The sequence below is a fragment of the Ewingella sp. AOP9-I1-14 genome, assembly GCF_052375995.1.
In the GTDB taxonomy this organism is placed as follows: domain Bacteria; phylum Pseudomonadota; class Gammaproteobacteria; order Enterobacterales; family Enterobacteriaceae; genus Ewingella; species Ewingella allii.
In genome coordinates this window covers 63075-78835 of sequence record NZ_JBQSVA010000001.1, presented here as the reverse complement: position 1 = coordinate 78835, position 15761 = coordinate 63075, and the positions used below count along the sequence as shown (strand labels likewise).

Genomic DNA, 15761 nt, shown 5'->3' with positions numbered 1-15761 from the left:
TGCCTCCGGGCTTCAAGCTTTCGCTTTAGGCATCTGAGAAACCAACGACAAGTTGACGTCCATGCCTTCCACCTGGAAGTGCGGAACGGCGTAGAGTTTCACGCGGAAGAAGCCAGGGTTGTCCTCGATATCTTCGACGGTCACTTTTGCGTCGCGCAGGGGGTGAGAGGCCTGCAGGTCGTCGCCCGGATCGGTCATTTCAGTTACCAGCGAACGCACCCAAGTATTCAATTCCAGCTCTAACAAGCGGCGGTCTTTGGTGGTGCCGATATTCTCGCGCTGGATCAACTTCAGGTAATGCGCGATGCGAGACAGCAGGAAGATGTAAGGCAGGCGGGCGTTGATACGGCTGTTGGCCGTGGCGTCAGCGGTGTCATACAGAGCCGGCTTCTGCGTGGAGTTAGCCGAGAAGAAGCAGGAGTAGTCGCGATTTTTGTAGTAAGAGAGCGGAATGAAGCCCAGATTGGCGAACTCAAACTCGCGGGTTTCAGGGATCATCACCTCTGAAGGGATTTTCACCTGATTGCCGGTACCCAAGTCGTACAAGTGGATTGGCAAGTCGGTTACTGCGCCACCGGCCTGCGGGCCACGGATCTGCACGCACCAGCCGTTCTTAATAAAGCTTTTCACCATATTGGCGGCAAAAGCAAAAGAGGCGTTGGTCCACAGGTATTTCTCGTGGTCGGGGCCTTTGACTTCCTCCACATAGTTGAAGCTGCGAACCGGCACGGTGTCTGGGCCATAAGGCAGACGACCCAGTACGCGCGGCATGGTCAGGCCGATGTAGCGGGAGTCATCGGCGTCGCGGAAGGATTTCCACTTGATGTACTCGGCGCGGTCGAAGTAGTTACCAATGTCTTTGATTGCCGCGACCTCTTCCATGGAGTCTTTCAGGAAGAATTTCGGGCCGACGGAGCCTACAAATGGCATATGCGCCGAGGCTGATACTTTAGAAATGTTACGCAGCAGGGCCACGTCTTGCGCACTGGCGTCAAACTCATAGTTAGAGATGATAGAGCCAATCGGCTCGCCGCCCGGCGTGTCATATTCTTGAATATAGGTGTGGTGATACAGGCCGCTTTGAATGATTTCCGGGCAGTCTTCGAAGTCTTGGCGCAGGTCTTCTTTGGAGACATCCAGCAGTTCGATTTTGACATTTTGGCGGAAGTCGGTGCGATCAATCAGGAACTTCAGGCCACGCCAGCCGGACTCCACGCGCTGGAAGTCAGGATGGTGCATGACCACGTCCAACTGACGGCTGATCTGCTCGTCGAGCATCGCGATATGGCCGTCGAGCAGCGTTTTATCCAGACGCTCAACTTTCTGCCCGGATGCCTTTAGGCGTTGCAGGAACACTTGCACAGCGGCGGTCACGCGCTCGTCGGTGGTGACATCAGACATCGCCTGATTGTCCTGGAAGAGGTTGACGTCGCCCAACGAGGAGACTGGCGTCAGGTTGATTTTGTCAAACAGGGACGCGTAAACACTTCCTGCGTCGGAATGTTCCAGCACGGTTGTGCGGCTTTCATGAGTATTTTCTGTATTTGCAGACATAAGCATAATCTCAGGTTGGTCCGATTCAGGAAGGGTTAAGCGTCTTTAGGGGCCAGCGCGGCCAGCTCGTTGCGCAAGTCATTGCTCAAGGTTTCATCCTTAAGGATGGTTTCGAGCTCTTTGCGGAAAGTGGCGTTGTCTAGCAGATTAGATTTGAGGTCGCGCAATAAATTACGCATTGCCAGCATGGCGCGAAGTTGGGGGATTTGACGGGCGACTTGTTCAGGCTCGAAGTCTTTCATATCGCCAAACGAAAGCTTAACGCTCTCTTCACTGCGATCGCCGGCCAGCGTGTTTTCCACTGTCAGGTTGAGCGAAGGGCCATATTCGGCCAGTACGCTATTGAAGTTGTTTTTGTTGATATTGATTTTTTCGCGTTCAGATAACGGACGATTCTCTTTCCCGTTACTGTAATCGCCCATTACCACCAGCTTTAATGGCAGTTCGACTTTCTTCTGCGCGCCGCCGGTATGGAGATCTAGCTTTATATTAACGCGAGCTTTAGGTATTTCATTTTGAAAGCTATTAGACATGGTTATTTTCCCTGCTTGTGATCGGGGTGTGATTTTTTTTGGCGACAAGCAGAAACGAAGAGCTTTGCTTCCTGCAAGGCCACTAACGGAGTTACGTCAAGATTCACTCATTACCTATGAGTTAAAAAATAGGGAATCTACTGGTTAATAATATTGAATACTTTGAATTAATCAATGCTTCCACATGCTAACTAATAGCTTTTTGGTTGTTTTAATTAAATGCATAAGTAAATTTAAAAGGGTTGCTTTTACTTTATATTGTTGTTTTATATTGCTTTTATAGGTTTTCTTTTTGTGGGGTCTAGGGGGCGGCAAATTGATGCGTCTGAGAGGTTTTTATTTTTATTATTTAACATTTAGGAGGCGTTTCTAAGAGTTTTCTTTAAGATTTTTCTGTGGTTTAGGAATAATCTTTCAAGTCTGTAGGATTATTCTTTCGCATTTCAGCTTAAGACTTTTCGTATATAAATTTTAATTCATCAGTTAATTGTGATTTTGCTGATAATAAAAACCAAAGAATTAATAGTCGAAAGTAAAAATAACGGCCGTAGAATGTCACGTAAGCCAATAATAGTTATAACCTGTTTTTGGGATAGCTGTCGGCAGAGGAGGTTAAGGATAGGGAGTCCGGCCTGATTGTTGGGGTATCAGGCCGGAATGTGGCGGGTAATTTTTACTGGGTGACGGGGATGGCTTCGATGACCAGGGTTTGTAACGGTTTTAAGGTCACGACAACAGGCTGGCGGTAATTGGCAGGCAGGCTGGTGTTGCTGCCATACACATTTTTAAGGGTGAATTGGTTGGCCTCGCCGCTGGGGATTTCAAAGCTTTTACTGAGGTCCAGATAGTAACTTTGTGCTTTATCCGACGGATTGCGCAGGCCCAAAATGGCTTTCTTTTTGCTCCATGATGCCCAGCCGTAGACCTCCAATGCAGTCGGATCGCCGCCAATCCAGTGGGTATCGACCAGCACGTCACTGTTATTGCGTGACCATTTTGCCGCCGCTGCCAGCGTGTCCCACTTATTGCTGTTTAACATTGACGGCGTGATGTACAGCTCTTGCAGCTGGGTCCCTGTCGCAAAATAGCTCCACACCTGATCGGCAAAGTCACCGTCGGTCTGCACTTTCTCCAGTCCAAAATAGGCGTGCTCCGCGCTGACAATCCCGTGATACATCAATGAGTTTATTGGGAACAGCGGGCCTTTGCGCACGATGGAGCGATAGGTTTCGGCATCGCGATAAGTCATCCACTGTTGAACCGGCGAGCCTTTGCCAAACACATTGATGTCATCCCCCTGACGCCAGATAGAGTCGGCGTAGAACAGCCATGACGGGCTGGCGTCGGTGCCGGTAGTCAGGTTGATAAATAGATCAGGATTGGCCTGGCGCATATTTTTAATCAACTCGATTGAGGCATCAAAGTCAGAGGCGAACTGACTGCCTGGTATATACGAGTTGGCGTTGCCCATGCCGTCTAGTTTGAAAGAGGTAATGTGCTCATTTTTAATGAGTTTGATGATTTGTTCATTAAAATTGCGAAAGTAATTGGGGCCAGAAAGGGCGAACTTGCCATCGACGGTTTCGAAACCATATTCTTTGGCGTGCGAAACGCGGATGTCGCGCGGCTTGTTATAGCCCCCCCAGGGTGAGAGCCACAGCCCGACCGAAGTGTGCAGGCTATCGGCTTTCTCCTTCACCGCGCCAAACCCTTTGCTGAATGCCGGGCCAAACATCCATTTCCCGGTGCGATCGTCCCAGCCGTCATCCAGTAAAAAACCATCCAGCTTCACGCCGCGCTTTTTAATCAGCTCGTCGGCGTAGGTGTCCATGCGATTCAGCACCTCTTGTTCGGTATAGGTGGTGAAGAAGCCGATATCCATCCAGCTGTTATAGTGCAGATAGGGTTGATAAGGGCGCGCCCGCACGGCGTTAATGAACTGGTTGAAGCTGCGGCGCAGCTGATTGCTTTCTTCAAAAGTCCCAAAGTAGGTGGTGAAGGTGACAGGGGTATCCGTGCCAATCGGCGTTTTCAGCTCAACGTTTAAATTGGTTGTGGTTTCATAGGCATAGGTATTAACGATAGGTTTTTCCGGCAGAATGAAAAAGCTGTCCGCAATGATCGGCGAGCTACTGATGGCGCCATTAACATAAGGAGCCTGAGCCTGCCCTTTGGTTGGGAAGAAGGTGATTTTCGCTACTTTCTGCGGCTGGCCTTTGGCCTGAATACTGTAGTCAATGCTGGCGTATTTGCCTTTCAGGCTATGCAACGCGACGCTGACGCTGAAGTCTTGGTGCTCATAATCAATGAGGATCGCGTCATCTTTTTTCTGCACGCTCTTAATTTTAAAATCGGCAGCGTGAATCACCTTTTCATCAGGTAATGTCAGGAAAAACAATTCAATAGGCGCTAGCTGGTGGCCCGAAAGCTTATCTTTTAACATCACGGCTGAGTGGGCGTCGTCAAAAGAGAAAGCCAAGTTATCGTTGTTTAACTGGTACTCGGAGGCGAGAGCGCCATTGCTGATCAGCAATAATAGGAGAGAACTTTTTATGAGGGTTTTCATAGGATGTCCTGATATCTCAGAGTAAAAAAGGGATGGGTGCTGAGATGGAAAAGGCTACCCGATAAGTGACAGGGTAACCTATATAAGAGATTTAATGTGACGCAACGGCTTCAGGGATGAGCTTATTCGCCGAGCCGCAGACCGTGACTTTGCTGCGCACCACGTCTTTCATGGCGTCCATGCCAACGCGCATGTAATAGCGCGGGTCGTTGCCTTCGGGGTTGTCGCCAAACCATTTTTTAACCGCCGCCGCAAAGGCAATTTTCAGCTCGGTGGCGACATTCACTTTGCAAACGCCCAACTCAATGGCGCGGCGCACATAGTCGTCAGGCACATCGCTCGCGCCATGCAAAACCAACGGAATGTCCACCGTTTCGCGAATTTCCCCCAAACGCTGGAAATCAATTTTTGGCCGCTTGGTGTATAAGCCGTGTGCCGTACCAATGGCGACGGCAAGGCTATCAATGCCGGTTAACTCGACAAATCGGCGGGCTTCCTGTGGGTCAGTGAGAAAAGCGCTCTCTTCGTCGACGTCCATGTCATCTTCAACGCCGCCTAGTCGGCCTAATTCAGCCTCAACGCTACAATCGTTGCGATGGCAAAAATCCACCACGCTTCTCACCAGACGGGCGTTCTCAGCAAACGGGAAGTGGCTGCCGTCAATCATCGCGCTGCGCACCCCGGCATTGACCTTGCGGGTAATATCTTCCAGTGACTCATGGTGGTCGAGATGCAGAGCCAGCGGCATGCAGTAGCTGGCAGAATAGGCTTCGCACAGGGCGTAGATCTCTTCAAAAGCGATATGTTTGAAGGTGCCCGGCGTACCGGCAAGGATCACCGGAGACTGCATTTCTTTGCAGACTTCGAGGATCGCCTGAATGGTTTCTGCGTTATGGATATTAAAAGCGGGAACGGCGTAACGCCGCGCCTGAGCGTCCTGTAAAAGATATTTGGTCGAAATAATGCTCATGTGGTGATCCTCTCAGCTTTTCCATGGATGAATAATGACGCCTTTCACCACGCGATTAACCGTGCCGCTGGCGGAAGGGGTGTCAGGGGTAATGCCCGCTTTGATTGATTCACCGAGAGCGAAAATTTGGGTGTACATCAGGAAACAGAAAGCCTGTTCGATATCGATAAAATCTCGGGAGGCGGGTAACAAGATGTGTGGCCCGGCAACGATTTCAGGGCTGCTGGTGGCCGAGATTGCCACCACGCGCATCGCCTGCTGGTCGCGGCGCAGCTCGTTGAGCAAGTCGAGATCGTATTGGCGGGTGTAGGGATGGCTCGACACAAACAGCACGACCAGGGTTTCATCATTGACCAAGGATTTTGGTCCGTGGCGAAAACCTGTCGGCGAGTCATAAAATGCCGCCAGTTTTCCCGCCGTCAGCTCCAACACTTTTAAGGCGGATTCCCGCGCCACGCCCTGCAAGCCGCCGCTGCCGAGATAAACAATGCGTTTGTATGGCAAGCCGCCAAATACCGGCTCGCTGAAGTCACCTTGAGAATCGATGATCTGTTCGCAGCGCGTCGCCACGTCCTGAAAACTCGGGCTGTTGATGATTTCAGGTACAAAAACTGCCAGACAGCTGGCCATCATGGTGCTGATGCTGCTGGTCATGGCGAACCCGCGATCGTGCGTTTCCGCAGGCATCAGCAGGGCTAGCGAGTTGTCACTGCTGACAGCATTTTGATACAGGCTGCCCGCTTCATTGCAGGTAATAACCAAATGGTGGCACTGGCCGACCAGCTGATTGGCTAAATCCACTGCCGCGACGCTCTCCGGACTGTTGCCCGAGCGGGCAAAAGAGACCAGCAGCGTCGGGCGATGGGAGGATAAATAATCAGCAGGGTTAGTCACGAGATCGGTGGTCGGCACGGCGACGAAATTTTTACCCGTCTGGCGCGCAAGCCAAGGCGCAATAATATCGCCGATAAATGCCGAGGTTCCCGCGCCGGTCAGGACGATATGCAGATCAGATTTTTGCAGCAGAGGGCTGAGAAAAGTCTCTATCTCGCGGCGTTGGCTTTCAATGTTTTTTAAGGATTGGATCCAGCATCCCGGTTGCTGGCGGATCTCTTTTTCGGTCCAGGTTGCCGTACCTGAAATACTGGCAAATTCGGTTTCGCTCATCACTTAGTCCTTAGTCGTACCTTTCAGTGAGCCAATACAAATCATGCATGGCTATCTTTCGTTTCGTTTCATTTGGCTTGTTTTGTGGTTAAATGAAATCTATACAAAAGAAAGTGAAAGATCAACGAAAGAAAGGAAATAAAACTAAAACTGTGATCTAAAGATGGAATGAATTTATTCAACTGATTGTTTTATATGAATAAGGCTATTTCTTGAGGAAGAAGACTTGCTACAGTCGAAAGGAAAGGAAAGGTTTGTGACCACGAGGGTCACAAACCAAAGTGTTGTGCAGTGAAAGGATTAGATCTCGACAGACTGACCATCAACCCATATTTTTTGCACCTTAAGCTGTGAGTCTAGCGCGATGATGTTGGCCATTTTCCCCTCTGAGAGTGAACCGTAACTCTGTTCAAGGCCGAGCATTTTGGCCGGATGCAGTGACGCCATATGAATGGCATCCGCCTCTGATATCGCGAGGTTATTGACCAGATTGCGCACCCCGGCATCCAGCGACAGGGTGCTTCCGGCAAGCCCGCCCGCAGCCGTGCGCACCATGCCTTGCTGTAGGGTGACGGGTTGCCCGCAAATCGAATACTCGCCGTCGGGCATGCCAGCAGCGCGCATAGCGTCAGTGATCAGCACCACTCGAGGCGCCGCGCAGTCATAGCAAAGGGCCATCGCCGCGGGATGAACATGGTGACCATCGGCAATTAACTCCAGCCAGGCTCGCTTATCCGTTAACCCCGCGCCAACCATACCCGGATCACGGTGATGAAGCCCCGTCATGCCGTTAAAGCAGTGCACCAGCCCATCGGCTCCGGCGTCAAAGGCCCGGACTGTCTCTTCATAGCTTGCCGCACTGTGGCCGAGCATTACTCGGATTCCCTGACTTTTAAGGTGCTGAATGACCGCGATCGCCTCGGGTTTTTCAGGTGCCAGAGCCACCACGCGCAGGGTGTTTTGCGACACATTAATCAGGCCATCTAGCTCGGCGATGCTCAGTTCGCGGAATAGCTCTGGGGCATGCACCCCCTTGTTCTGCGGCGTGAAGTAAGGCCCTTCCAGATAACTTCCCAGCACCGTCGCGCCTTTCCCACCCTGGTGATAGCGCAGGGCAATGCGTCGCAGTGCGCTCGTTATCTCATCAAGCTTCGCCGTGACGGTAGTCGGCAACCAGCCGCCGACGCCCTGACGCGCTTTAAACATCGCCAGCTGGTCCAACACCTCGGGAGCGTCATCCATGACGTCAACGCCATCGCCCCCGTGAACATGGATATCTATGTAGGCCGGACATAGCAGCTCGGCATCGCGCTTTGGAACACCTGCAGGGATTGGCTCAATGGCGATAATCTTGTTGCCGTTGAGCCGTAACTGGTGGTCTTGCAGCCAGCCTTGTTCAGTGAGCACTCGGTGCGCGCGCAATAGCGTGCTCATATCCCTTCCTCTATGGGTACGGCCTCACGATGACGGCCCAGCTCATCCACTAAGCTGGTTAGCCCCCGATGACCACATTCAAGGGCCAGAAGGCGGAATTCCTGACTGCTCAATCCCTCGCGCTCCAGTACCATTTCCAGCAGAAGCTGTAGATTCACGCCGGTGATCACTTCCCGCTCGGGTTTCTGCATGGCTAATGTCGATGCCACGCGAAAAGGCGTCCCGCCCAGTAAATCGGTCAGAAAAACCAGCCCCTCACTCTCATCTAGCAGGCTCAGCGCCTGTTCAAACTCGGAGGTCAGCAGGGCGGTTGACGAGCTTTCGGGGAAATCGATTGCCATGATTTGTGGCTGTTCGCCAAGAATTTGCTTCATGGCTTTCTCAAGCCCGGTGGCGAACCCGCCGTGACCCGTAAGAATAATGCTTAACATGTTGCGTCCTCTTGCTTACAGGAAGTGACCAAATTTGCCGACGATGCCCAACACCACGGTCAGCCCGATCAGGCGCAGCGGGCTCCAGCCACGGCGTACCAGCCAATACATCGTCAGGGTATATAGCAGGGGCAGAAACGCTGGCATTAGTTTGTCGATAACGTCGGTTTGCAGTTTAACTACCGCGTCACCGGCATTGATCTCCAGCGTGGTGGCTAAACGAACATAGGTTGCCACTAGCGCGCCAATTACCGTCATCCCAACGATAGAGGCGGCGCGGCCCACTTTTAGCGTGTTGGCCTTGATAACCGGAATGGCGGCAACTCCCATGCGATAGGCATAGTGAGCCAGCCCGAAACGCAGCCCGAGATGAACGACGTTAAACATCACCAAAAACACCACCGCACCGAGAATCGAGCCTTGCAGCGCCAGGCTGGCCCCAATCCCGCCGCAAATTGGCAGTAACGTGAGCCAGAACATGGCATCGCCAATGCCGCCCAGTGGCGCGCCAACAGCAATTTTAGTGCTCTGAATGCTGTTCACATCCTGCTTGGAACGCTCCATCGCCAGAATAATGCCGATGACAAATGTCACCAGAAAAGGGTGAGTGTTGAAGAACCCCATATGGCCTTTCATGGCTCGCGCCAGATCATTTTTATTGGTGTGGATCTTTTTCAAGGCGGGCAGCAGCCCATATAGCCAGCCTGAAGCTTGCATACGCTCATAGTTAAAGGAGGCTTGCAGCAGCATGGAGCGCCACGCCACGCGGTTAATATCTTTTTTAGTCAGCTCGGTGCCAATGGTCTGATCTTCATAGATATTGTCACTGCCAGACGTCACGGTTTTCTCACTGGTGCTGATCCCTGGCAAAACCTGAGTATTAGATACCATCTTCGAATTCCTCTTGTTTAGAGCTGGAAGGCTGCAGTGGGGCTGAGTCTTTGCGCATAAAATCGATGATTGCCATGGCGAGTGCGGCGGCGGCAATCGCCAGTACCGGCAGTTTTAGCCAAGCGGCAGCAACAAATCCAAGAATGAAATAGGGGATGTAGACGTTTTTCATCATGATTTTCAGCAGCACGGCAAAGCCGATGGCTGGCATAATGCCGCCCGCCACGCCAAGGCCGTCAATCAGGCGCGCCGGTAAGACATCAATGGCCGCTTTTGCGTGATCCGCGCCGAAGTAGATAGGCAGGAAGGCGCAGAGAAAATAGAAAGCCCCCAGTGCCAGTAACGCCAGATAGTTAACTCTTTCGATGCCTTTGGTGTCCGCGTTGGCCGCCATGCGGTCGCAGCGCGCCATCACGCCAGACATAATGGAGAACAAGAAGGTAATGCCCATTTGCACCGCCACGGCGAAGGGAACGGCCACGCCGACGGCCACTTCAGGCTTCACTCTGGCGGTGATAGCAAATGCGGTGCCGACAATTGTGCCGATAATCACATTCGGCGGCTGGGCACCGGCCAGCGGCGCAAGCCCCATCCATACCAATTCCAGCGTACCGCCGGTCAATATTCCCGCGTGAAGGTCACCCATAATCAGGCCGACCAGGGGGCCAAGGACTACCGGGCGATGCATATGCGTCAGGCCATTGAACATATCCAATCCCGCAATAAAGGCCAGGATCCCTAACGCTAGTGCCTGTAATAAGCTAATTTCCATAGAAAATACCTCAAAGGAGTTTGTAGAGATCCTGTGCTGGCTCGGTAGGTACGCCCTGAACAAAACATTCCACGCCGGCTTTTTTCAGGCCATTAAAAGCGGCAATGTCCTGATCGTCGACGGAGACGGTTTTGGCGATTTGTTGCTTGCCTTCGGCATAGTGCATATTGCCCACGTTGATGCGCGTCACCGGCACATTGCCGTTGGTGAGGGTCAGAAAGTCGGTGGGATTTTTACAGACCAGTAAGATTTTCTGCCGATCGTTGGCTCGATGAATATTGTCGATAACCTTTTGCAGCGGCCAAAAACGCACGGCGATGCCCTCCGCCAACACCATCTCCATTAAATGCTGCTGAACTTCATCTTCGGCCACTTCATCATTGGCTACTAACACCAGATTCGCCCCGGCAAACCCGACCCACTGAACACCCACCTGGCCGTGGATCAGACGCTCATCAATACGACTTAAAACAATGTTTGGCATATTTTCTTCCTTATTATCATTGTGTTATTGGGATGACGAAGTGCTCATGCAGGCAGCATGGTACTGACGCAGTACATCCTGAATGTGGTCAATAATCAGTTCATGCGGTGTTGCTGCCAGTCTGCCTTCACGAACTCTGCTGTATTGAAGGGGTAGGTACTGGCTAATCAGCGGCAGTGGAATAGATTGATCCGCTAGATGCGTCACCAAACGGGAATAAGCCTCGTCAATGTCGTGATCCGGCCAGTAGTAGCGAACGCGGTCGGAATAGCTGTACCCGCGCGCCAGACGGCGCTCATCGTTATTGCCGTGGTAATGCTGTTCCCAGTGCTGCGGGTGCTGTTGCATCACGCTTTCTAAGACATCTCTTAGCCCTGAACACTGGTGAGAAGGGCGAAGTTCATGCTCGATGGCGGCCAGCGAAAAGAGGGCTTCGCGCAATGCAAAAGTGAGCGCCGGGCCGACTTTCAAAATAGCGAAGTGATGTTGAACAAGCTGCCGTAGGGCGAGTGGTGTTTGATAATCGGTGGAGTGCGCTTCGAAGACCATGGTGTCAAATTCTTCGATAGTCTGACTTAGAGCAAGAGATTTTTCAGGTTGATAATCAATAATATGAGCATGATCGAATTCCACGCCGGGCTGCACGACCAGCCCAATAATCCGTGGCCAAATTTCGTTCAGCCCCTGTTGTTCAAAAGCATGGCGATGAGCTTGCAGCGTGGCTTTTGCTGCTTGTGGTGAGGTCACGGTGAGTGCCGACAGCGTTTCGTGCGCGCCCCCCGGAACCGGCACTTCTGTCCCAATGACATACACCAGATCAGAGGAACCCCATGTTTCCTTGCTGGTCTGCTCGGCAATTCGCGCAAGCCTTGCGGCACGCTCAGCCACGATCTCATCGGTTAATGGCACCGGGTCATCGGCACAGGACATGCTGCAATCCAGATGGATTTTTTTAAAACCCGCGGCAACATAATGGCGAATCAGCTCTTCAGCATGCGCCATAGCTTCTGCGGCAGGCGCCGTTTGCCAGCGATTTGGCCCCAAATGGTCGCCACCTAATATCAACTGTTGGCGTGGCAAGTGGTGCTCATCGGCCATTTGCTCAACGAAGTGACGAAAGTCTACCGGGGTCATGCCCGTGTAGCCGCCAAACTGATCCACTTGATTGGAGGTGGCTTCTATTAATAAGAGCGATTGTGTTTCCCTGGCGTGACGTATTGCCGCTTCAAGCACTAATGGGTGCGCGGAACAGACGGCAAAGATGCCGCATCCTTTATCCTGCTTATGGTCAGCCACAAACTCGGTTAAATGTTTCACTTTCCACTCCATAAGGGGTTAATGGTTATTTTTCTTTCAGTTCATTTCGTTGGATATTGCTTTAACGAACAATAAAAACAAAACGAAAGATAATGGAAATGCGATCTGTTTCGCAAAAGAAACGTAGTGAAAGGTTTTTTTATCCATTGCTCCACCGATTTCGCGTCGTGCAAAGGCTTGCATTTCAGCAAAAGAAAGGCGTTAATAGGTAAAGCGAAATGAAACGAAAGGCCGCGAGAAAGGATTAATGATGAGCAATACCGATTCGGCAATGGAAAAACGGGTAACAGGGACCAGTGAAAGGCGTGAGCAGATTATTCAGCGTCTTCGTCAACAGGGTAGTGTTCAGGTTAATGATTTGTCAGCATTTTTTAATGTTTCCACGGTCACTATCCGCAACGATTTAGCCTTTCTGGAAAAGCAGGGCATCGCCGTGCGAGCCTACGGCGGTGCGCTGGTCTGCGACGCCAACACGCCGGGAATTGAGCCGACGGTAGAAGATAAAAGCTCCCTTAATACTTCTTTAAAGCGCAGCATTGCGCTCGTGGCGGCCAATCTTATCAAGCCGGGCCACCGCGTCATTCTCGACTCAGGCACCACCACCTGTGAAATTGCGCGCCATATGCGTAATCATAAAGAGGTGATTGCCATGACCAATGGCATGAATGTGGCCAACGCGCTGGTGGAAGCCGAAGGGGTGGACGTGCTGATGACCGGCGGGCACCTACGCCGCCAGTCGCTCTCTTTCTATGGTGAACAGGCTGACCAGTCACTGCAAAATTACCACTTCGATATCCTTTTCCTTGGGGTGGATGCCTTCAGCCTCGAGCGCGGAGTCAGTACCCATAATGAAGACGAAGCGCGTTTGAATCGCCGGATGTGTGAAGTCGCGGAGCACATTATTGTGGTCACCGACTCCAGCAAATTTAACCGCTCCAGCCTGCACAAGATTATTGATACTCAACGTATTCATACGGTTATTACTGATAGCGGCATTCCAGAAGAGAGTTTGAACGGACTGCGAAAAGCCGGGGTAGAAGTGGTGGTGGTTGAGGGGTAGTTGCTGGGTCGATTTCTTCCGATTGACCCTAGCCAATAAAGTTATTGGAGCGCAATAACCATCATTCGGGATTAGGTTTTTTAAGGGAGTAAGTAGATTGGTGCTGGGATTTGTTACTAAGAAAGTTCTAACCGGCTGGCTAAATGTACCTATATATATGCCGAACTTTCAGTTCTATGAGAGACATCAAGCAACTATCACCACTCTCTACCCGGAAAAAATATTATCGGCGGTGGCTGATTATGATATCCAGCAGGACTTCATCATTAGAACCTTGATGTCGGTGCGACAACTGCCACAAAGATTACGTTTGGGTGAGTCTAGAGACAGTATTCATCAGTTCGGACTGAGTAATTTTACATTGCTTGAAAAATCCACAACTGAACTTTGTTATGGCTTAAGAGGCCAATTTTGGCGTAGCGATTTTGGTCTTGAGGATATTCCGGACACTCGTGCGTATTGCGCAGCACTTAAGCCTGGTAACGCAAAATTGTTACTGCGGTATCAATTACAAGAGATAGCGACTGATAAATATGCACTCTGTACAGAAACCTTCATCCATTGCTCTGACAGAGCGACCTACTTAAAAATGGCTTTGTACTGGCTGACGATAAGAGCAGGAAGTGGCTGGATCCGCCAAAGGACGCTCAAGGCCGTAAAGCGTAGCCTCGAAAAAGCGGGCTAATATCCTTCGGCATGCTGTGATGTCAGCTTATGCGCCATAAGCTGACATCTACATAATTACTTCTTCTTATTCAGCAGCGACTTTAAATCTGCGAAGGGATTATAGGTCGCCGCTTCAACATCGTCCTGCGCGTCTTCGCCCGCGACGACGGTTGTGCCGTACTGGTCCGCCTCGGTGTATTTTGAGTGCTCATGGTCATGGCAGTACAAACACAACAACTCCCAGTTACTGCCATCCGCCGGGTTATTGGTGTGGTCGTGATCGATATGGTGAACCGTTAATTCGCGCAGGTTGGAATAAACAAACTCACGCGAGCAGCGCCCACAAACCCACGGATAGATTTTTAACGCTTTCTCGCGATAGCCGCTTTCCAACCGCGAGTAATTTTTGGGGATCAGTGCCATGGTGGTGTCCGTTACGAAGTGAGGGAGTTAGATTATTGCCTCAATATATCCTTTAATGGGGTGGAAGGTCATCTGTCATGCCTCCAAACAAAAACCCCACGCATCTGCATGGGGTTTCTTTAACACAACTTATAGTCTCTACAACCCGAATTTTGGCTTAGACGTTAAACAAGAAGTTCATCACGTCGCCATCTTTCACGATGTACTCTTTACCTTCTGAACGCATTTTGCCGGCTTCTTTCGCGCCTTGTTCACCTTTGTAGGTGATGAAGTCTTCGAAAGCGATGGTTTGCGCGCGGATAAAGCCTTTCTCGAAGTCGGTGTGGATTTTACCGGCTGCCTGTGGGGCAGTGGCGCCCACAGGGATGGTCCATGCGCGGACTTCTTTCACGCCTGCGGTGAAGTAAGTTTGCAGGTTCAGCAGCTCATAACCGGCGCGGATCACGCGGTTCAGGCCCGGCTCTTCCAGCCCCAGCTCGGCCATGAACTCATCACGATCAGCGTCGTCCAGCTCGGCGATATCAGATTCAACCGCGGCGCAGACTGCCACTACGACAGAGCCTTCAGCAGCGGCGATTTTGCGAACGGTGTCGAGGTACGGGTTATTTTCAAAACCGTCTTCGTTAACGTTAGCGATATACATGGTTGGTTTTAGCGTCAGGAAGCTCAGGTAGCGGATCGCCGCTTTATCTTCGTCAGTCAGATCTAGCGCACGCAGCATGCCAGCTTCGGAAAGCTGTGGCAGGCATTTTTCCAGCGCAGCCAGTTCGGCTTTTGCGTCTTTATCGCCGCCTTTAGCACGTTTCTGCACGCGGTGGATCGCACGCTCACAGGTGTCGAGGTCGGACAGGGCCAGCTCGGTGTTGATGACATCAATGTCTTCCGCCGGGTCGACTTTGTTGTTCACGTGAATGATGTTGTCATTCTCGAAACAGCGCACAACGTGGCCGATAGCTTCAGTTTCGCGGATGTTGGTCAGGAACTGGTTACCCAGGCCTTCACCTTTAGACGCGCCTTTCACCAGACCGGCGATATCAACGAATTCCATGGTAGTAGGCAGAATGCGCTGCGGTTTTACGATCTCAGCCAGTTGGTCAAGACGTGAATCAGGCATTGGCACCACGCCAGTGTTAGGCTCGATAGTGCAGAACGGGAAGTTCGCCGCCTCGATGCCCGCTTTAGTCAGCGCGTTGAACAATGTAGATTTACCGACGTTCGGCAGGCCCACGATACCGCATTTGAATCCCATGTTGTTATCACCTTAATATCTTAATTATCAAGCAATTAACTTTAATCGCACGATGTAATGACCGTTATGCCCGCCATTATACACAGAATGCCGATCTCCGGCATCCTTCGCACCGTCTCTGCGTTGGCGCCTTCACTTATCCCGGTCACTGACTTGTGTCAGCTCGCGGGATTCGTTCAGTTGGCGCCTTCACTTATCTCAGACTCTAACCTGTATTTGAGATTAAAAATCTTGCCAGTATTCC

15 protein-coding genes are annotated in these 15761 nt (G+C 51.4%); 2 read left to right on the top strand and 13 right to left on the bottom strand.

Features of this window, described 5'->3' with window-relative positions; all coding sequences use genetic code 11:
• Nucleotides 1-12: 12 nt before the first annotated feature.
• From tssC to kbaZ, 11 genes are all read right to left on the bottom strand, one after another.
• A complete protein-coding gene (gene tssC / locus ACT3RT_RS00465; RefSeq protein WP_496202340.1) occupies nucleotides 13-1560 on the bottom strand; it encodes a type VI secretion system contractile sheath large subunit in 1548 nt (515 codons plus the stop codon).
• A gap of 29 nt (nucleotides 1561-1589) precedes the next feature.
• Entirely contained in the window at nucleotides 1590-2087 is a 498-nt protein-coding gene (tssB, locus tag ACT3RT_RS00460) for a type VI secretion system contractile sheath small subunit (RefSeq protein ID WP_353502275.1), read from the bottom strand.
• A 673-nt stretch (nucleotides 2088-2760) separates the two neighbouring features.
• The gene (locus ACT3RT_RS00455) at nucleotides 2761-4653 is read right to left on the bottom strand and encodes an enterotoxin (RefSeq protein ID WP_496202339.1); all 1893 of its coding nucleotides are present in this window, start codon (nucleotides 4651-4653) and stop codon (nucleotides 2761-2763) included.
• A gap of 91 nt (nucleotides 4654-4744) precedes the next feature.
• On the bottom strand, nucleotides 4745-5623 hold the full coding sequence (gene kbaY / locus ACT3RT_RS00450; RefSeq protein WP_485900807.1) for a tagatose-bisphosphate aldolase subunit KbaY: 879 nt from the start codon (nucleotides 5621-5623) through the stop codon (nucleotides 4745-4747).
• A 12-nt stretch (nucleotides 5624-5635) separates the two neighbouring features.
• The gene (locus ACT3RT_RS00445) at nucleotides 5636-6790 is read right to left on the bottom strand and encodes an SIS domain-containing protein (protein WP_485900805.1); all 1155 of its coding nucleotides are present in this window, start codon (nucleotides 6788-6790) and stop codon (nucleotides 5636-5638) included.
• A gap of 300 nt (nucleotides 6791-7090) precedes the next feature.
• The gene (gene nagA / locus ACT3RT_RS00440) at nucleotides 7091-8224 is read right to left on the bottom strand and encodes an N-acetylglucosamine-6-phosphate deacetylase (RefSeq protein WP_496202338.1); all 1134 of its coding nucleotides are present in this window, start codon (nucleotides 8222-8224) and stop codon (nucleotides 7091-7093) included.
• Complete coding sequence (gene agaF / locus ACT3RT_RS00435) at nucleotides 8221-8655, bottom strand: PTS galactosamine/N-acetylgalactosamine transporter subunit IIA (protein WP_353502270.1); 435 nt, start codon at nucleotides 8653-8655, stop codon at nucleotides 8221-8223. Before agaF ends, nagA begins: the two co-directional genes overlap by 4 nt.
• 15 nt (nucleotides 8656-8670) lie before the next feature.
• Nucleotides 8671-9546: a PTS N-acetylgalactosamine transporter subunit IID gene (gene agaE / locus ACT3RT_RS00430; protein ID WP_353502269.1), complete on the bottom strand. Its 876-nt coding sequence runs from the start codon at nucleotides 9544-9546 to the stop codon at nucleotides 8671-8673.
• A complete protein-coding gene (agaW, locus tag ACT3RT_RS00425) occupies nucleotides 9536-10318 on the bottom strand; it encodes a PTS N-acetylgalactosamine transporter subunit IIC (protein ID WP_353502268.1) in 783 nt (260 codons plus the stop codon). Before agaW ends, agaE begins: the two co-directional genes overlap by 11 nt.
• Before the next feature lie 10 nt (nucleotides 10319-10328).
• Nucleotides 10329-10802 carry a PTS N-acetylgalactosamine transporter subunit IIB gene (gene agaV / locus ACT3RT_RS00420; protein WP_485900800.1) on the bottom strand — a complete coding sequence of 158 codons (474 nt, stop codon included), beginning with the start codon at nucleotides 10800-10802 and terminating at the stop codon, nucleotides 10329-10331.
• A 24-nt stretch (nucleotides 10803-10826) separates the two neighbouring features.
• On the bottom strand, nucleotides 10827-12119 hold the full coding sequence (gene kbaZ, locus ACT3RT_RS00415; RefSeq protein ID WP_496200973.1) for a tagatose-bisphosphate aldolase subunit KbaZ: 1293 nt from the start codon (nucleotides 12117-12119) through the stop codon (nucleotides 10827-10829).
• A gap of 250 nt (nucleotides 12120-12369) precedes the next feature.
• Between kbaZ and ACT3RT_RS00410 the strand changes: the two genes are divergently transcribed.
• Together ACT3RT_RS00410 and ACT3RT_RS00405 are read left to right on the top strand one after the other, a co-directional pair.
• Nucleotides 12370-13179 carry a DeoR family transcriptional regulator gene (locus tag ACT3RT_RS00410; RefSeq protein WP_496202592.1) on the top strand — a complete coding sequence of 270 codons (810 nt, stop codon included), beginning with the start codon at nucleotides 12370-12372 and terminating at the stop codon, nucleotides 13177-13179.
• Between the two features lie 97 nt (nucleotides 13180-13276).
• Nucleotides 13277-13864 carry a hypothetical protein gene (locus ACT3RT_RS00405; protein WP_496202337.1) on the top strand — a complete coding sequence of 196 codons (588 nt, stop codon included), beginning with the start codon at nucleotides 13277-13279 and terminating at the stop codon, nucleotides 13862-13864.
• 56 nt (nucleotides 13865-13920) lie between these two features.
• On the opposite strand, the gene yajD is transcribed toward ACT3RT_RS00405, so the two are convergent.
• Both yajD and ychF read right to left on the bottom strand, forming a co-directional pair.
• A complete protein-coding gene (yajD, locus tag ACT3RT_RS00400; RefSeq protein WP_353502264.1) occupies nucleotides 13921-14268 on the bottom strand; it encodes an HNH nuclease YajD in 348 nt (115 codons plus the stop codon).
• Between the two features lie 157 nt (nucleotides 14269-14425).
• The gene (ychF, locus tag ACT3RT_RS00395; RefSeq protein ID WP_353502263.1) at nucleotides 14426-15517 is read right to left on the bottom strand and encodes a redox-regulated ATPase YchF; all 1092 of its coding nucleotides are present in this window, start codon (nucleotides 15515-15517) and stop codon (nucleotides 14426-14428) included.
• Nucleotides 15518-15761: the final 244 nt, after the last annotated feature.